Below are 18,043 nucleotides of genomic sequence, written 5' to 3'. Positions count from 1 at the left end.
AGAAGTGACCAGGCATAGTACCCGAGATGCATTTCCTGCGACGACTGTTTAGCGGCAACGACAACAATCGTGAGCATGATGGCGCGATCCATGTGTATGTCGAGTGTGGGCGCTGTCATGCGGTTGTGCACGTGCGCGTCGATCCGCGTAACGACCTGATGCCGGAGTATGGTGATGGCGATGATCTCACCGGCTACCGGTTGATCAAGGAGATCATGGACTCGCGCTGTTTCCGGTTAATGCGCGCCGAGATTGAGTATGATGTGCGTCGCCGTGAGATCAACCGCACGATCGAAGGCGGCGCATTTATCACGCGCGACGAGTATGAACAACGGCGGTCATCGCTATCCTCGCCGCCGCGCGACTGAGAGGAACCGTGTCCGAACCTATGACTGCCAATACCACTCCGCCGCCGGTCTGCCCTCAGTGTGGGCAGACCGATCAGGTGCGTCGAGTCAGCGACCTTGTTCAGGATGAACCGGAGTCGCCGCTGGCGCAGAAACTTGCCGCACCGCGATCGCCGCAGCCGGTTGCCGTTATCGGCTGCGCCACATCGTTCTTTGTCACGATGGTTAGCATCAGCGCCGCTATTTTTGCGACAGGACTGACCGAACTGACTGCAACCGCACCGCGCACCGGTCTGCTGTTCGGCGTGCGCGACACCTCGGTGTTCACCGGGATCATTACCTTTCTGTTCGTTTTTGTCGGCGTGCACGCGATGTTTGTCTGGCGGCAGGCGCGGGCAAGTCGCTATTTCCGCCGGGCGTTCACCGCCTGGCATCGCGCCAGTGAACGCTGGCAGCAACTCTCCTACTGTCGTCGCTGCGATGGCGTCTTTCTTCCCGGTCAGGCGTCGCTGACGCCGGTTGATCAGGTTCAGATGCTGCTGTATGCGCGCCGTCCGCCGCAGCCGGCGGCATCCCCGGCGAATGCGCCGACATCGGCGGAGGGAGGGTAAAAGCCGTATGGACGCAGCCACAAAGCCGCAAGCATTCGTCACACCCGATCAGTGGCGATCAACGATTGTCGAGACTCATCACCGCGCCAGGGTTGACGCCTATCTGTGCGACACACGGCTGCAACCGCTCCTGCTGCTCGGCGACGCGCAGACCGTTTTGGAGCAATTGCCAGAAGCGAGTATCGATATGGTGATGACCTCTCCTCCGTACTGGGGGAAGCGTGAATACGACGATGGCGGTATTGGGATGGAGGATGACCATCGTGAGTACATCCGTCATCTCACACAGATATGTTCTCTCATCAAGCGGGTGCTGAAACCTGAAGGATCATTCTGGCTCAACCTTGGCGATACCTATCATCATATGCACCTGCTCGGCATTCCCTGGCGTGTGGCGCTCGCACTGACCGATCATCAGGGATGGATCTTGCGCAATAGTGTGATCTGGAATAAGGTCAAAAGTGGTATGGATACCGCAAAGAACCGATTAGGAAATGTTCATGAATATCTGTTTCATTTTGTGAAACAACCGAAATACTACTACAACGTCGACGCAATTCGCTCAAAACCACGGCAATCCCGAGTTGTGAACGGCTCGGTCATATCGGCGACAGGAGTTTCTGGGGTGCGTTATCGCCGTCAGATCGAACTTTCAACCGCTCTTTCTGACGAAGAGAAGCAGGAAGCGCTCAGGGAATTGAACAAAATGCTGGAAGATGTCGCTGCCGGTAAAATATCCGATTTCCGGATGATCATTCGCGGACAGCAGAGGGCTACCCATTCCGATCGCGAGCGTGTGTCGGGACGAGCGCGTGAGCTGAAGGAGAAAGGATTCTATTTTTTACGCTACCATCCTCACGGCAGCAAGCCCGGGGATGTGTGGGACATTCTCCCTGAGGATACGCAACGGCGAGATGTGCATTTTGCACCGTATCCTGTCGATCTCTGTCGAATCCCTATCCTGTCCACCTGTCCAGAATATGGCGTGGTTCTTGACCCGTTTTGCGGAACAGGAACCACACTCCTGGCGGCGCGTGATCTAGGGCGGAGATCGATAGGTATTGATATTTCGCAGAGCTATCTCGAAATAGCATTGCAACGGTGTCAAACATTGTTATGAGTCGGGTAGCGGAGCTTTTTGGATATTCTGCCGGTCAGAAGGGTATCGATTGGCAGAATATCGTGTCAGAGCAAAAGTGTCCATTTCTTGGAAAGAAGTGTTATAAGGTCCGCAAAAGCGCCCCTTCGATCTCAATCGGGTCCTGTACGGTTATTTATGGAGATCAACAAGATCCTGTTATCATTTGTCCTACGCGCTTTACGGCAGGTAATACAGTGTTTCTTGATTGTCTTGATCTTATGGATCCGCCAGAATCAGGAGTTGAATTATACGTTATATCGGAAGTCAATGTTCCTGGTGGAAATGTGGATTTCTTCCTGGTCTCAAGCAGAAATGGTAAGGTCGTAGATTTCGTGGGAATAGAGACTCAAGCGCTCGATACAACGGGCACTGTATGGCCAGAACGGCAGAGACTGCTAAGAGATTTGGGTGTCGAGCAAGACGAAAGAGGCAGAGGAGAAAAAGCCTCGTATGGTATTAATTGGAAAATGACCGCAAAGACTGTTCTTGTCCAGATGCATCACAAGGTGCAGACCTTCGAGTATATCGGCAAGAAGATAGTTTTGGTCCTTCAAGACAGGTTATTCAATTACATGAAGCAGCAGTTTACCTTCGACCACCTTCATAATCCGCCTGTTATTAGTGACTCGCTGCGGTTTCACGTGTATCACATGAGTAGAGACCCGGACAGGCAATCATTTGGTATCACCCCGAGTTCAACATGGAGCACAAACACAGCAGGCGTCGCGCGATGTTTGGGACTACAAGCCGATCCACGGGTGGAACTTCAGAGCATAACACAGGCGCTCGAGGCGCGACTCCAATCGGCGTTGCGCTTCACACGCGAGTAAGGAGTTTTCATGGAAACTGTCGATCTTCTGCTCATCCACGGCGCCGTGGTCACCATGGACGCCGCAGGGCACGTATTCCTCGATGGGGCGGTGGCAGTGCGGGGCACCGCGATCGTTGCGGTCGGTCCGTCCGACGATCTGACTGCGCGATTCACCGCCGGCGAGACGGTCGATTGCCAGGGATGCGCGATCATCCCCGGTCTGATCAATGCCCACGCCCACGTGCCGATGAGCCTGCTGCGCGGGTTGGTTGCCGACCAGCAACTTGATGTCTGGCTGTTCGGGTATATGTTTCCGGTCGAGAGCCGCTTCGTCGATCCGGAGTTCGTGTTCACCGGCGCGCAACTCTCGTGCGCCGAGATGATCCGGGGCGGGACGACGACGTTCGTGGATATGTACTATTTCGAGGAGGAAGTTGCGCGCGCCGCCGATCAGGCCGGGATGCGCGCGATCTGCGGGCAGACGGTGATGCGCCTGCCCACCCCCGATGCCGCATCGTTCGATGAAGGGCTGGAGCGCGCGCGCGCATTCATCGAGCAGTGGCATGGGCACGAACGCATTATTCCGACCATTGCGCCCCACGCGCCGTATACCTGCACCGACACGATCTACCGCGAGGCGGCGGCGCTCTGCCGGCGCTACGGTGTGCCGTTGGTCACTCACCTCTCCGAGACCGAACGCGAGGTTGAGGAGAGTCGCCAGGAGCGCGAGGTGACGCCGATTCGCTACGCCAGGCGCGTCGGTGCGTTTGATGGCAAGTGTATTGCTGCGCACTGCGTCCACGCCACGGAGGACGATATTCGACTGCTGCGTGAACATCACGTCGGTGTGGTTCCGTGTCCTTCCTCGAACCTGAAACTTGCCAGCGGCATTGCTCCCATCCGCCGCTTTATCGAAGCCAGCCTGCGCGTCGGTCTGGGCACCGACGGACCGGCCTCGAACGATGATCAGGATATGTTCACCGAGGTTCACCTGGCGGCGTTGCTGCCGAAAGGGGTGAGCGGCGACCCGACGGCGGTTCCGGCGCGTGATGCGCTGGCGCTGGCGACATCATCAGGGGCGCGCGCCATCCACCTCGACCACCTGATCGGCTCGCTCGAAGCGGGGAAGCGCGCCGACATCACGGTCGTCGTGCTGGGACGGTTGCACTCCGCGCCGCGGTACCACTACGCTCCCGATGCAATCTACTCGCACCTGGTCTATGGTGCGCGCTCGGCGGATGTGCGTGATGTGCTGGTGGACGGACGCTTCCTGCTGCGGAACCAGCAGTTGCTGACCATCGACGAGGAAGAAGTGTTGCAGCGCGCGCAGGCAATTGCCGATCGGGTCGACGTCTTTCTGGCGGCTCGCGAAGATAACCTGCTCGACAAAATCCTGGCAATCGGCGGTGTGCAGCAATCCGAGATCTTCGAGGTGCAGGCGAAGGCGCTCATCGATCCGCAGACCGCCGAACGGGTTGTGCAGTTGCTGCACGAGTCCGACATCACGATAACGAAAGCGAGTGAGCGCACGCAGTACGACACCTACTTCCTGTGGGACGATGAAGAGCGCGGGCGCATTCGCATTCGGGAAGATCACCGGACCGATCCGGGCGCGCGCGCCGAACCAAAATACACGATTACCCTGATGGCGCCCGCGCAGCGCGGCGAGTATCAGATGGCGGTGCTCTTCGGGCGGGCGCGCTACACGGCGCGCGCCGATCGCACGCTGCGCTTCTACCGTGAATACTTCCAGCCGGATCGGATCGTGGAGATCGAAAAGCGCCGCCGCCGCTGGCGCATCCAGTACCGCGACGCCGATTTCGCGGTCAACCTCGATACGCTGGTCGGGCATGCGCGCCCTGGACCGTACCTGGAGATCAAGAGTCGCACGTGGAGCCGGAAGGATGCTGAGCACAAGGTCGAACTCATGAGCGAACTGCTGTGGCGCTTCGGCGTTCCTGAGGATGCGCTGATCAAGCAGGAGTATGTTGAACTCGAACTGGCGGGAGTCGAGCACTGAGGGTTGGAAAGCATGCCGTACAAAGGGGTCTATCTGATTGGGCTGACCGGCAATATCGCCTGCGGTAAAAGCACCGTACTGGCAATGCTTAGCGAGCGCGGCGCGGCGGTGATCGACGCCGATCAGGTGACCCGCCAGGTGCAGCAACCGGGAGAACCGGTCTACCGGCAGATTGTTGAGACATTTGGTGAGACGATCCTGTGCGAACCAGGCGGACCGATCGACCGGCAGCGATTGGGAGCGATTGTTTTCTCAGACCCGCAGGCGTTGCGACGCCTGGAGCAGATCGTCCATCCTGCGGTGCATGCGCGCATTCTGGCATGGCTCGATGACGCTGCAACATATGCGCGCGTCGCAGTCATCGACGCGGTCAAACTGCTGGAAGCCGGCTGGAAGCAGGTGTGCGACGCGGTGTGGGTGGTGACCTGCACCCCGGATCAGCAACTGCGCCGCCTGATGGAAACGCGCGGCATGAGCGAAGCCGAGGCCCGCATGCGCATTGTTGCGCAACCGCCGCAGGAAAGCCGGGTGGCGCAGGCGGACGTTGTGATTGATAACAGCGGGGCGCTCGATGCCACTCGCGCGCAGATTGATGCGGCGTGGGCGCGCATTCCCGTCTAGCCGATGCCGGCTCTTAACATCTTGCGATCTTTCTAAAAGTCGTGTATCATGATCCTTAACTACCCATTGACAAATGAATAATCACGCGCTGCTTTGCAGCGCCACTGGGGGAGCCGGGCGAGCCTGGCTGAGAGTGCGACCCGACCGATGTCGCAGACCCTTTGAACCTGACCTGGGTTATGCCGGCGTAGGGAAGTGTCCAGACGGAGTCTGCCGCTGATCCACGTTGGTTGGGTCGGCGGCAGTTTTGATTCTGGCGCTCCAGGAGAAGAAACTTATGGCACTGTCCACACCTGTTGATCCATCTCCATCGGTTCTGACCGATCCGATCCCGTTTCCGTCCGAAGGAGGCATTGTCTACGTCATTACCGACCGGCGCGCGGCAGGTGAACGTTCGCTGGTTGACATTGTGCGCGCGGCGTTGCGCGGCGGCGCGCATGTCGTTCAACTGCGCGACAAAGATGTTCCGGCACGCGACATGTGCGCGTTGGGGGAGGCGTTGCTGCCGCTTACTCGCGCGGCTGGCGTGCCGCTGATCGTCAATGATCGCGTTGACGTGGCGCTGGCGCTGGATGCCGACGGCGTTCACATCGGGCAGGACGATATTCCGGCGGATATGGTGCGACGGATCATTGGCCCAGAGCGCATTCTGGGAGTGTCGGTCGCAACTGTGGAACAGGCGCAGCAGGCGGTGCGCGATGGCGCGACGTATGTCAGTGTCGGCGACCTGTTTGGCACGCCGAGCAAACCGGATGCCGGTCCGCCGATTGGCCTGGCGCCACTGACAGCGATTGCACACGCGGTCGATCTGCCGGTGCTGGGCATCGGTGGCGTCACGATCGCCAATGCGTCGTCGGTTGTGCGGGCGGGTGCGGTTGGTGTTGCAGTGATCTCGGCTGTGATCGGCGCGCCGGACCCCGAGGCGGCGACACGCGCGCTGCGCGATGCTGTGGCGTCGGCGCTTGATGAACGGATGCGTAGCGGGTAGCCGTTCACTCCAGAGCATCGTCCTGGAGTCATCCACGAAGCGCACGAAGGGCCACGAAGGGGTGAACAGCTGCGGGCGCCTGGTGCAACCCGCGCCAGACGACTGGCGGGGGTCATCCACGAAGTGCACGAAGGGACACGCAGGGTCGCTCTGCTGCGGGCGCCTGGTGCAACCCGCACCAGACGACTGGCGGGGGTCATCCACGAAGTGCACGAAGGGACACGAAGGGGTGAACAGCAGAAGCGAAGGTACATCCCTGGTGATTCGCGTCGCGGGCGATCCTGACGATGTTCGAGAGGGCGTCCGCAGGCTTACAAGTGGAGCATTTTTGACCAGCCCTTCGATTGCGTCGCGCGCGTTAGGAGATTGGGATGCCCAAGCGCCCCATTCTCCCCGCTTCGGTGCCGCGCTTCGGCAGGCTCAGCGCACTGTGTGTGGGAGAAGGGGGGATGAGGGGAAATGAGCATCGGGACGCCGAGAATGCACTTCGCATCTGAAAAAGCCATGCGCGAGAGGTGTCCACAAGGGGATGCCCTCTTAGAGAGGGGGTCTTGGTCGGCAGGCGGGACGTCTGCACTCCCGGTACGAGAGCGCCCCGATGGGCGCCCTCTCGGAGGGTGGTCTTTGGGTCTACACGTGTCTTCACCTTACAGCGGAAACGACCGGTGGCGCAGGTCTGAGACCTGGTACAACAAGGAGACGCACCATGAACCCTATCAACCAGCGAATTGGCGAGGCGCTTTCTCGCATTCGCGCAACGAAACCCTTGATCCACCATATTACTAATCTGGTCGTCATGAATGATACCGCGAATGTGACATTGCACGTGGGCGGTTTGCCGGTTATGGCTCACGATGTGGAAGAAGTCGCCGAAATGGTAACGTATGCGGGTGCGCTGGTGCTCAATGTCGGCACCCTCTCGCCCGATTGGGTCGAGTCGATGCTGGTTGCCGGGCGACGGGCGAACGAACTCGGCATCCCGATTGTGCTCGATCCGGTGGGCGCCGGTGCGACACAGTTGCGCACGGCAACCGATCTCAAACTGCTGCGTTCGCTCAACATCGGCATCGTGCGCGGCAATGGCGGCGAGATCGGTGCATTGAGCGGCATTGGCGGCGAGGTGCGCGGCGTGGAGAGCATCGCAGCGCCAGACGATCCCGTGGCGGCTGCACGCACTCTGGCGCAGACGTATCACACAGTTGTGGCGCTCACCGGCGCGCGCGACATCATCACTGACGGCGCGCGGGTCTTCACCGTGAGCAATGGTCACATCTGGCTGACAACCCTGACCGGCACCGGCTGCATGGCGACAACAATGGTTGCTGCATTTGCAGCAGTTGAACGTGATTATCTGTTGGCGGCTGCAGGCGGGTTGGCAATGTTCGGGCTGGCGGCGGAACTCGCTGCCGAGAAAGCGCACGGTCCCGCCAGCTTCAAAATGGCGCTGTTCGACCAGATCTATAACCTGACGCCGGAACAGGTGGCGGCAGGGGCAAAGGTCGTGGAGCTGGATAGTTGAGAGTGGATGGTGAGGTAAGGCCCGGTCAGAGGCAAGCGGCGCAGGGCGTAAGGTGAGAAGATGCCATCTTGAAGGAGGGATGGTGGCAGGTGGCAAAGCGGCTCTCAGCACCCTCTGTCCCTCTATCGTTCAAAAAGCAGGTGGGAAGGTTAAGGCAAGCGATCAAATCCCTAACCCCCCACCGCCTACAACAAGGAAGAACCCATGGCAGCAGCAACCTCCCTCGTGCGCAGTCAGACGCGACGACTGGCGTATGCCATTGTGTTGACGGCGCTGGCGGTGGCGTTATCGCCGATCAGCATTCCGGTCGGAATTGCGAAAGTATTTCCGGTGCAGCATATGATCAATGTGCTCGCCGGGGCGCTCATTGGTCCCTGGTGGGGACTGGGGGTGGCGCTGGTCACCTCGATCATTCGCAATGCGCTTGGTCTGGGCACGCCACTGGCATTCCCCGGCAGCATCTTTGGCGTGCTGCTCGCCGGGTTGATCTATCGCGCCACTCGCAGCATTCCGCTGACGGTCACCGGTGAAGTGATCGGCACCGGCCTCATTGGCGCACTGGTCGGCGCGCTGGTTGTTGCACCGTATGTGATGAACCGCCCCATGGGTGCGACGGCTTTAATCATCCCATTTGCCCTTTCATCGCTGGTCGGTGCAGTGCTGGGTGCGCTCGGCTTGCTGGCGTTGCGGCGCACCGGTTACCTGGAGCGCCCGGACACGAATCAATGAACCCGCTGGTCGTCTTTGATGAAGTGACCTATCGGTACCGGGACGGCGCATCAGGACTGTGCCAGGTGTCGCTGACCATCGAGCCGGGAGAGTTTGTGGTTGTGGCAGGCGCCAGCGGTTCGGGCAAGTCCACCTTCTGCCGCTTGCTCAATGGTCTGATCCCGCACCTCCACGGCGGCGCGCTGACCGGTCGCGTGCTGATCGAAGGTCGTGATACGCGCCAGACACCGCCATACGTTCTGAGTCGCTATGTGGGGCTGGCGTTGCAGAACCCTGAAGCGCAGAGCCTGGCAACAACGGTCGCCCGTGATCTGGCGCTCGGTCCTGCCTGTCAGGGGCTTGACCGCCCAACGATTGCGGCGCGTGTCCGTGAGGTTGCTGCACTACTGGAAATCGAACCGCTCCTCGACCGACCGCTGATCACGCTTTCGGGAGGCGAGGTGCAGCGAGTGGCGATTGCCGGGGTGCTGGCGTTGCGACCGGGGGTGCTGGCGCTCGATGAGCCATTTGCGTTTCTCGACGCGGCTGGCGCTATCCGGCTGCGTGAGACGCTCCGCATGCTCCATCAACGCGGTGTCGCCATCATCGTTGCCGAGCATCGCCTGGCTGACGTGGCGGACCTGGCAACACGCCTGATTGTGTTCCAGGACGGTCGGGTCGTGGCGGATGGCGCGCCACGGACAGTTCTGGCGTGCGATGTGTCGAAATGGGGGCTGGAAGCGCCGCCATGGGTGCGCCTGGCGCGTGCTGCCGGGATTGACGCCACGCCGCTGACACTGAATGAGGCGCTTGAGTTGGCGTTGCCAAACGGTAGTGTGGTTCCTGCGTCGCCAGGCGATATTCCCGCAACTCTGCCGGTTATCGCATGGGAAGACGTATCGTTTGCACACGGCGACCGAACGGTGCTGAGTCGGGCGTGTCTGGCGGCGGGTGCGGGTGAGATTATTGGCATCCTGGGCGCCAATGGCGCTGGCAAAACGACGCTGCTCAAACTGGGCAACGGGTTGCTTCGTCCACAACACGGAACGGTTCGCATGCAGGGTCAGGCAATTGGGCGACGTCCGCTCTGGGAGATTGCGCGCAGCGTCGGGTTGGTTGTGCAGCATCCGGGGCATATGCTCTTCGCACCGACAGTCCAGGACGAACTGGAAGCGGGACCGCGCGCACTCCAGCGGCATGATCGCGCCTGGATCAGCCACGTGATTGATCGGTGTCGTCTGGAATCGTTGCTCCACCGTTCGCCGCACCGGTTGAGCGCCGGTGAGCAACGACGCGTGGCAATCGGCGCGGCGCTGGCATCGCATCCATCTGTGCTGCTGCTCGATGAGCCGACAGCGGGACAAGATGCGGTCAGCCGGCAGATGCTGAGAGCGTTGTTGACCGATGTTGCGCGTGATGGCGTGGCAGTCATCACCGCCACCCACGACACCGAATGGGCATATGCGCTCTGCACCCGTTGGGCAGTGTTGGGCAATGGCAGGATTGTTGCCAGCGGTGCGCCGACGACGATCTGCATCCAGCCGGAGGTTATGGCGCGGGCGAATCTTCGTCTGCCGGCGGAAGCGGCGATCCGGCAGCACAACGAGCAACAGGCGGCTTTAAGGTGAACGCGACAGGTACGTTTGATCCACGCGCGAAAGCGCTGACATACCTGATCGGCTCGGCAGCGATCATCCTGACGCTCGATCTCGTGCGGCTTGCCGTCATCAGCAGCGCGCTGGCGCTGTTGCTGAGCATGGTAGGACTCTGGCGGCGCTGGCTGCATGTGATGCGCGTGTTAATGCCGACGCTGGCGCTCTTTGCGCTGGTTGCCGGGTGGAGCAGCGGGTACGAAGCGGCGCTCGGCGCGGCGCTGCGTCTGACGGCGCTCGTTTGTGCGGGAGTTGCGTTTTTTGGTATGACACCCCCGGAAGAGTTGGGAGATGCGCTTTTGGAGAGCGGCGTCCCGTCGCAGGTCGCATTTCTGCTCGAAGGGGCGCTCCGCTTCACGCCGATGATGGGGGCGCTGGCGCGCGAGGTGTACGAGGCGCAGGCGAGTCGCGGCATACGCTTCGATGGACGCCATATTCTGCGCAATGGTCCACTCGTGCTGACGCCGTTGCTATTGAGTGTGATGCGGTTTGCCGATGACCTGGCAGAGGGTCTGGAAACACGCGGCTTCGGCAGTCCACAGCGCACCTCCCTGCGCGCATACCGGTTCGGCTGGCGGGATGGAGCGCTGGTTGGTGCCGCACTGCTGTTGACAATCCTTCTTGTATGGTAAGGAGCATCCAATGGTCCCACGAGCATTGACGATTGCCGGCTCCGACTCTGGCGGCGGGGCTGGCATTCAGGCGGATCTGAAAACCTTCATGGCGCACGGCGTCTACGGCGCCAGTGCGATTACCGCGATTACCGCACAAAACACCATCGAGGTGCGCGCCGTTGTCATGCTCGAACCGGCAATGGTCGTTGCACAGATTGAAGCCGTGCTCGACGATATTGGCGCTGATGCCGTCAAAACCGGCATGCTCGGCAATGCCGCCATTATCGAGGCGGTCGCCGATACTCTTGATCGGTACCGCGTCGAGCGCCTGGTGATCGATCCGGTGATGGTCGCCAAGAGCGGCGCGCGCCTGCTCGAAGAAGATGCGATCACGACCCTGCGCGAGCGCCTGTTGCCGCTGGCGCTGGTCATCACGCCGAACCTGCCGGAAGCGTCGGTATTGCTGAACCGCCAGGTGACCGATGAACACGACATGGCAGAGGCTGCACGCGATCTGCACGCGCTGGGTCCACGGTATGTGCTGCTCAAGGGGGGGCACCTGCCGGGGAGCGCCGTCGTTGATCTGCTGTACAATGGCGAGCAGTTGATCGAACTCCGTGCACAGCGTCTGGAGACCAACCACACCCATGGCACCGGCTGCACCTATGCCGCAGCCATTGCAGCCCTGATTGCGCGCGGATTGCCGGTCGAACAAGCGGTGCGCCAGGCGCATGCCTACCTTCACGATGCGATTGTCTCTGCGCCAGCCATTGGCAAAGGGTATGGACCGGTCAATCACCTGGTGTACGGATTGCCGGTGGAGCGGAAGTGAACACAGGCGCGCCACCGCCGGGCTGGTGCAGACACACCCTGGGGCGAGGGCGCTTATGGCGCTTAAGCAAGCGTCTACTGTCGATGACCTGGCGGCAAGGTGATCGGTCCGGCGACAGGAGGCGACAATTGCGCCCACGGTAATCCCAGAAACGGGAAGAATTGCGGGCGCGTCCCGGCTGCCAGCAACCGCTCGCGGGTGAAGATGCGCTCCAGCGTCTGGTCTTCGTGCACCAGGCGCATCGCCTGGTACCAGCTCAACCCGTCGCGGCGCTCGAAGTGCCAGTATTCGAGCGCCAGCGGCTGGGTGCGCCAGTCGAAGGTTTCGCGCTCCTGCGCCGCTATCCGGCTCCAGCCGCGCGCGGCGGCGAGCGCCGTGAAATCGACGAAATATCCGACCGGCGGCGGCAGTAGTCGCCGGTTCTGCACATCGAACACCGGCGCCGCCAGCGGCTCGCCCATGCTGCCATCCTGTTGCGCCGCACGCAAGTAAAGGCGCCAGAAGAGCCGTCCGACGCGCCATTCAGGGGAAATATAGAGGATCTGCCGCCCGTTGACCTGGTAATCCCAACGGGTATCAAATGCCCGTCCGGCTTTGTGCCAGCTGGTAAACGATGATGTGCCATTCTGAAAATCAACCGCACGCGACGCTTCGCTCAACTGCCCCAGGAAATCATACCCGCTGGCGTCGATCACGTCGCGCCGCAGCGCGTCGAATGAAGGCTTAACTGCCGCAGCCAGCATTGGAATGCCGCCGGCGCGCACATCGCCGAGCGCGATCATGCCGCGCGGAAGCGACGCCATATCGACCGGCGGCGTGGTTGCGCCGAACAAGCGACCATCCTGCCAGCGTTCGTCCGGCACAAGCGGCGTCACGGCGCGATTGCTCCAGGCTGGCTCGGCATACCCGTGTGGACTGGCGACCACGAACGTGCCACCCTGCACGCCAGGACTGAACAATGCCACTCCCTGCCGCGAAAAGAAGCGTCGCCCTCCCAACGCCCATGGCGCAACCGCTATCAGTCCGCCGCCAGGCGTCCACGCCGGATCGCGCAACCCCAGATTATCGGGTCCGGCGCGCAGTTCTTCGCCGGTGATCACGTGATACATGTGCAGATTGCCGCCGCCGTCACGATCCGAAATGAACGCGATCCACCGTCCATCTGGCGACCATGCCGGACTGTGATCCGGCGCGGGGTGGTTCGTCAGATTAATTACCGCACCGCTTTCCGTCTCAGCGATATAAATCTCCTGATTGCCGTCGCGCCAGGAGGTAAACGCAATGCGTCGTCCATCGGGCGACCACGCCGGCTGTGAGTCGGCAGCCGGATGACTGGTGATACGCCGGACGTCGCCGCCGATGAGGTCGAGTGTGTAAATCTCGAGGTTGCCGTCGCGCGCGCTGGTGAACGCGATCCGGCGACCATCGGGCGACCAGGACGGTTCGCCGTCGTAGGCGGGATGATCGGTCAGCCGCCGGAGATCGCTGCCGTCGGCGCGCATCGTGTAGAGGTCCCAATTACTGTTGCGGCGGCTGGCGAACACAATCCGCTCTGCGTCAGGCGACCAGGAAGGGCTGCGGTCGGGATGCGGGTCAGCGGTGAGATTCACCACCCGTTCGCCAGCGAGATCGGCGCTGAAAATGTCGAAGGCGCCATTGTCACCACGCGACGCGGCGAAGAGAATGCGTCCCTGACCGGGGAGCGCCGGGCGCTGCGGCTCAGATGATGCCGCTGGCGCCAGCGGCATACCGATTGCAATCATCAGCAGAAGTGAAAGAAACTGCATGGGCATGGCACACCGTATACTCATGCGCGGTCATTCGTACAATACCGCCGGGGCGCTGCGGGCTGATGAACATGAAGAATTAAATCCTGGTATGCGAGCTGGCGAATACTTTCGCGCCTGTGGTCCTCCGGCCGGCCACCCGCCTGCGCGAACGGGACCGCGTCGGCGCAGGCTGACGCCCGGCGCGCACGCGCCCCAAGGCGCGGTTTCAACCGCCAGCCTGGGTGTGCCGATTTTAATTAGTTAATCTCCATAAGCCGCGGGCTACGGGAAGCGAAGCCCGCCTGCGCGGGCTGGACCTGGCGATAGTCGATACTTCCCAGAGTATACTGTATACGAGCGGCTTCAACAGCCTCATAGAAATGAGAAATCAATGAGCAACAACGGATATCCTGTCGATGCGCCGCGACAGTTCTACCACTGGCGCAATTATCGAGTTGCATACTACACGGCGGGCAGTGGTTCACCCATTCTGCTGATCCATAGTATCAACGCTGCCGCTTCTTCGTTCGAGATGCGGCGTCCATTTGCCACGTTGCGGAGCGATCATCAGGTCTTCGCGCTCGATTTTCTAGGTTTCGGCGGTTCCGACCATCCAAAGCGCGCATACAGCGCCGACGACTATATCGACCTGATCGGCGACTTCGCCCGCAAAGTCGTTGGGAAAGGCGCAGTGGTGATCGCCAGTTCGCTTGGTGCGGCGTACACCATTCGTGCGGCTGCCCGCGATCCTGATCTCTTTGGTCCGCTGACGCTGATCTGTCCGACCGGCATTCGCAACCTGGCACAACCGCAACAGCCGGGTTGGAGTTACGACGTGCTCGCCGGTCCTTTGGGCGACCTGATCTTTCGGGCGCTGGCAAGTCGACCCAGCATCGCCTTTTTTCTGCGCACGCAGTCGTACTATGATCCTGCGGTCGTGGATGATCATCTGATCGAAGGGTTCTACCGCGCTGCATATCAGGCAGGGGCGAAGTGGGCGCCGATCTGCTTTCTGACGGGGTTGTTGAACTGCGATGTGCGCGAAGCGTTTGCGCAACTGCGTCAGCCAATCCTGCTGGTATGGGGGCGCTATGCCGATCTGACGCCGCTGCGCAGCGCCGATGCATTCCTGGCGCGCAACCCGCGCGCACGTCTCGCGGTTGTGGAGAACGCCCGCCTCTCGGTGCAGGACGAACGCCCTGCAGAGTTCATACATCTGGTACAGGAGTTCCTGGCTTCACAGCATTCGCAGCGAGCGCCATGAAACGCATGCTTGTTGCGCTCTTTCTTCTCGCACTCGTACCCCGCTTGTGGGCGCTGGATTGGGGGTTGCCGTATGTCGAGCATCCCGATGAGCCTGCCCTTGTCGAAACGGCAGTACGGATGGTGCAGGAGAGGGACTGGAATCCTCGTCGGTTTATGTATCCTTCTCTCTACTTCTACCTGCTGGTCAGTCTTTACGACCCCCAAACGCACACACGCCTCCCAGTCCAGGGCGAAACGTCGATGGTTCTGACCACGATCAAGGTGCTGCCCTGAGTTCGCATCAGAAAGGGACCATCATCGGCTTTCGACGCTGAATCTCATCAACCGCTTGAGTATAAGTATTGCCAGAGTCAATGCGCCGGTCGGCAAAAGCGCACCTCCAAAGTGCAGCAGCGCTTGCCTTATGGCGACGCGGCAGCAGCACGCAGCCACGTGTATCCTCCGATCGCTCAACGTCTCTAGCCACTCTGCTCCCCGACGAAGTTGCTCACAGGTCTTGACATATAGGAAACTATCGCATAAAATAGAACAAATGTACGGATATTCAAGGTCAGCGAGGCAGCCATGGCGATTGGTCGCAACAAAATCCGCCAGTTCACCGATGCAATGACCATCCAGTGGGCCAACGGCAAGAACGAAGCGCGGCTCACCCCCGGCAGCGGGCGGTTCGTTTCGCATGTCGGCTGGTATGCCGAAGTTGGGCGCGACGACGAGTTCGACCGATTCGTCTATCAGGCAGGTGTGTCTCAGATGGAGATCCGCCACCCACGGCAGGGCGCAGCCGCACAGATCGTCCGGCATTGGAACCTCGGCGAACGTCTGCGGTTCTTTCCCGTCACCAGCGGTCCGGTGGCGACGACCGTGGCTGCCAGTCTGTCGCCGCGCAACATTGCCGCCACCATCGAAGCAGGGATTGGTTTGCGCTGGGGGCGCGGCGAGGGCGAGCGATCAAAGATGGCGATTCGCGGCTATATGCAGATCCGGCAGCAAAATCGTTCCGACGCTGGTGTGCACGATGAATGGCTGCTCTACCCGCGCCTGGTGCAGATCTCGGTACGTTCCCGCATGACCGATGAACTCCTCGCTGCTCTGGTCGATCATGTGCGCGTATGCGAAATTGCTGATATGCTGGTGGATCGGTCGAAGCATCCCGATGTGATCCATTGCTACGAACTGGCATTGCCGCTCGGTCCGGGGCAAGAGGAGCAGTGGGGCAAAGGCGAAACCACCACAGTGCTGCCAATCGCCAGTCTCCATCCCGACACGGTCGATCTGCCATACCTGCGAAGCCTGTGGCGGCCCGATCCGGTCGTTGAGCTGGCGCTGCGCGACTGGCCCGACGTGCAGGCGTGGGCGCAGGAGTTCAGCATTGGCGGGTACGCCGAAACTGCCGGGCAGACGCCGGCGGATGATGTGCGCGCAGGCGACGAGGCAGTGGCAAATGGGCGTATGGCGCACGCCGATGCATAGATGAAGAACGATGACCCCTGTCGCTGCGAGGGTGCTGGTTCGAGGCGCCCTCTTACTGGTCACGACCTGTACTCTCAGTGCTCTATGGCGGATGAACAATCTGCAACTGCGCCTGCTTTTTCTGAGAGGGTGTCTGAAACAGTGAATCGGGTGGGCGAAGGTGCGGCCTTCGTCTTCCCAACTGCACTGTGTGAGGCGAGGTTTCAGACACGTTCTGAGAGCACAAACGTCTCACCTCTTCAGGAGATGCCACAGATCGGTACGTCAGGGCATATCACCGCCGTTTTTGCGGGTTGTTACGGTCATTCATCCATCGAGCGGGATTGGTCTCGATGTAGTGGTGCACACAGTTGTATTCCATCGCATTGCGGATGATGCGGTCGTAATAATTCCGTTGCCAGACGGGAATGCCAGGGGTCTGGCGGATGTCATTGATGCGCCGCGCCGAAAATGATTTGAGGGCGCGCACGATTTCGGGTAACGGATGACGGGGTGACGCCGCGCCGTCGTCAATGGGGATCGCCCCACAATCGGCGGGCGCCGCGCCGTCGTCCGCGGGCGTCGTGCGGCCATCGACGGGGGGCGCCCCAACATCCGTGGGGGACGCCCGGTCATCGACGCACGCCGCGCCGTCGTCAATGGGGATCGCCCCACAATCGGCGGGCGCTGCGCCATCATCTGCGGGCGCCGCGCCGTCGTCAATGGGGATCGCCCCACAATCGGCGGGTGATACCCACGTAGGGGCAGGTCTCAGACCTGCCCCTACATCATCGTTACCATCATCATCATGGTTATCATCAACAATAATGATAATGGCATGGATATGATTGGGCATGACACAAAATGCCCCTAATCGGACATATGGATAATGGCGGGGTAAATCGAACCAGGCGTGTTGAACGATTTCGCCATACCGGCTTAACCGCATATCGCCATTGACCGCCTCGCCGAATAGACAGACGCGATTATGCGTAACGATGGTAACAAAATATGCCCCTGGCTGCGAATAATCGTATCCCTTCAGGCGAATACTGCGACGGTGATGTTTCTCCGGGTCATACGGCATACCTGCACCTCCGCGACAATTGTCTGAAGGGATATACCGTCAGACTTTGGCGCAGGCAACCGGTTTTCTTTCACACATCGTGCAAGAAATGCGTGATGTTTTGCGTCTCGTTGACCCGCATATACACATGCGAGCGCAGATGTCCGCCCGGTGCGAATCCCTAGAGCCTGTTATGTACTTTCGAGCATAAAGGTAATGAACCGCTTCAGCCACGTGGACCTTTCCCCCCCCCGCATGCGGGGGGGAAAGGGGGGACGTTGATGCCCGTCATAGCCGGCGCGCGCTGCGCCCCCCCCTACCCCCCCTGCGGGGGGGTAGGGGGGCGATTGCATCGTGCGCGCGTCAACGATCACCGCGCGCGGCGCAGGCGCGCGCCCCCCCTTTCCCCCCCTGCAGGGGGGGAAAGGGGGGGCGCGCGCAGATCATGGACGAGCGTTGCAACGACCCCGGCCTTCAGCCAGCGCTGTGTTTGCTGATAGACGGTGTACCACGGCGGCGGAGCGTTGGGCATCATGCGCCAGGGCGCTCCCGTGCGATGCGCTGAGCCTGCCGAAGCGCGGACGATCCAGCGCAATCCGTTCAAGACCTCGCGCAGCGCGTGGTTGCGC

General features: G+C 60.8%; 18 protein-coding genes and 1 riboswitch. Of the genes, 15 read left to right on the top strand and 3 right to left on the bottom strand.

All coding sequences use genetic code 11. The features are described 5' to 3' along the window. Nucleotides 1–26: 26 nt before the first annotated feature. From AC3EA7_RS02315 to thiD, 12 genes are all read left to right on the top strand, one after another. Nucleotides 27–368: a hypothetical protein gene (locus AC3EA7_RS02315; RefSeq protein ID WP_488612411.1), complete on the top strand. Its 342-nt coding sequence runs from the start codon at nt 27–29 to the stop codon at nt 366–368. Between the two features lie 8 nt (nt 369–376). Continuing rightward, entirely contained in the window at nt 377–958 is a 582-nt protein-coding gene (locus AC3EA7_RS02310) for a hypothetical protein (protein ID WP_488612410.1), read from the top strand. A 7-nt stretch (nt 959–965) separates the two neighbouring features. Further along, a complete protein-coding gene (locus AC3EA7_RS02305) occupies nt 966–2,078 on the top strand; it encodes a DNA-methyltransferase (RefSeq protein ID WP_488612409.1) in 1,113 nt (370 codons plus the stop codon). Then, complete coding sequence (locus AC3EA7_RS02300) at nt 2,060–2,929, top strand: NotI family restriction endonuclease (RefSeq protein ID WP_488612408.1); 870 nt, start codon at nt 2,060–2,062, stop codon at nt 2,927–2,929. Before AC3EA7_RS02305 ends, AC3EA7_RS02300 begins: the two co-directional genes overlap by 19 nt. Before the next feature lie 9 nt (nt 2,930–2,938). Beyond that, entirely contained in the window at nt 2,939–4,930 is a 1,992-nt protein-coding gene (locus tag AC3EA7_RS02295) for an amidohydrolase family protein (RefSeq protein ID WP_488612407.1), read from the top strand. 12 nt (nt 4,931–4,942) lie between these two features. Further along, on the top strand, nt 4,943–5,551 hold the full coding sequence (gene coaE / locus AC3EA7_RS02290) for a dephospho-CoA kinase (protein ID WP_488612406.1): 609 nt from the start codon (nt 4,943–4,945) through the stop codon (nt 5,549–5,551). Nucleotides 5,552–5,647: 96 nt separating this feature from the next. Further along, nucleotides 5,648–5,762, top strand: a riboswitch (TPP riboswitch). A 66-nt stretch (nt 5,763–5,828) separates the two neighbouring features. Next, nucleotides 5,829–6,539 carry a thiamine phosphate synthase gene (thiE, locus tag AC3EA7_RS02285; RefSeq protein ID WP_488612405.1) on the top strand — a complete coding sequence of 237 codons (711 nt, stop codon included), beginning with the start codon at nt 5,829–5,831 and terminating at the stop codon, nt 6,537–6,539. Nucleotides 6,540–7,245: 706 nt separating this feature from the next. After that, on the top strand, nt 7,246–8,058 hold the full coding sequence (gene thiM, locus AC3EA7_RS02280) for a hydroxyethylthiazole kinase (protein WP_488612404.1): 813 nt from the start codon (nt 7,246–7,248) through the stop codon (nt 8,056–8,058). Nucleotides 8,059–8,262: 204 nt separating this feature from the next. Next, nucleotides 8,263–8,787 carry an energy coupling factor transporter S component ThiW gene (gene thiW, locus AC3EA7_RS02275; RefSeq protein ID WP_488612403.1) on the top strand — a complete coding sequence of 175 codons (525 nt, stop codon included), beginning with the start codon at nt 8,263–8,265 and terminating at the stop codon, nt 8,785–8,787. Next, nucleotides 8,784–10,394 carry an ABC transporter ATP-binding protein gene (locus AC3EA7_RS02270; RefSeq protein ID WP_488612402.1) on the top strand — a complete coding sequence of 537 codons (1,611 nt, stop codon included), beginning with the start codon at nt 8,784–8,786 and terminating at the stop codon, nt 10,392–10,394. Before thiW ends, AC3EA7_RS02270 begins: the two co-directional genes overlap by 4 nt. Then, entirely contained in the window at nt 10,391–11,050 is a 660-nt protein-coding gene (locus AC3EA7_RS02265; protein WP_488612401.1) for an energy-coupling factor transporter transmembrane component T family protein, read from the top strand. Before AC3EA7_RS02270 ends, AC3EA7_RS02265 begins: the two co-directional genes overlap by 4 nt. A gap of 10 nt (nt 11,051–11,060) precedes the next feature. Further along, nucleotides 11,061–11,864 carry a bifunctional hydroxymethylpyrimidine kinase/phosphomethylpyrimidine kinase gene (gene thiD, locus AC3EA7_RS02260; RefSeq protein ID WP_488612400.1) on the top strand — a complete coding sequence of 268 codons (804 nt, stop codon included), beginning with the start codon at nt 11,061–11,063 and terminating at the stop codon, nt 11,862–11,864. Between the two features lie 74 nt (nt 11,865–11,938). Here thiD and AC3EA7_RS02255 read toward each other — a convergent pair whose 3' ends face one another. After that, on the bottom strand, nt 11,939–13,651 hold the full coding sequence (locus tag AC3EA7_RS02255; protein ID WP_488612399.1) for a DPP IV N-terminal domain-containing protein: 1,713 nt from the start codon (nt 13,649–13,651) through the stop codon (nt 11,939–11,941). A gap of 373 nt (nt 13,652–14,024) precedes the next feature. Here AC3EA7_RS02255 and AC3EA7_RS02250 point away from each other — a divergent pair, with 373 nt between their 5' ends. From AC3EA7_RS02250 to AC3EA7_RS02240, 3 genes are all read left to right on the top strand, one after another. After that, nucleotides 14,025–14,897 (top strand): alpha/beta fold hydrolase, encoded by an 873-nt coding sequence (locus AC3EA7_RS02250; RefSeq protein WP_488612398.1) that lies wholly within the window; start codon nt 14,025–14,027, stop codon nt 14,895–14,897. Further along, complete coding sequence (locus AC3EA7_RS02245; RefSeq protein WP_488612397.1) at nt 14,894–15,172, top strand: hypothetical protein; 279 nt, start codon at nt 14,894–14,896, stop codon at nt 15,170–15,172. Before AC3EA7_RS02250 ends, AC3EA7_RS02245 begins: the two co-directional genes overlap by 4 nt. 291 nt (nt 15,173–15,463) lie before the next feature. Beyond that, nucleotides 15,464–16,369, top strand: a complete 906-nt coding sequence (locus tag AC3EA7_RS02240) for a hypothetical protein (protein WP_488612396.1) — start codon at nt 15,464–15,466, stop codon at nt 16,367–16,369. A 274-nt stretch (nt 16,370–16,643) separates the two neighbouring features. Here the strand turns inward: AC3EA7_RS02240 and AC3EA7_RS02235 are convergent, their stop codons facing one another. Both AC3EA7_RS02235 and AC3EA7_RS02230 read right to left on the bottom strand, forming a co-directional pair. After that, complete coding sequence (locus tag AC3EA7_RS02235) at nt 16,644–17,435, bottom strand: transposase (RefSeq protein WP_488612395.1); 792 nt, start codon at nt 17,433–17,435, stop codon at nt 16,644–16,646. A gap of 349 nt (nt 17,436–17,784) precedes the next feature. After that, a partial coding sequence (locus tag AC3EA7_RS02230) for a transposase (RefSeq protein ID WP_488612394.1) occupies nt 17,785–18,043 on the bottom strand: 259 nt, incomplete at its 5' end.

Source organism: Roseiflexus sp. (assembly GCF_057785375.1).
This window is presented reverse-complemented; position numbering and strand designations above follow the sequence as displayed.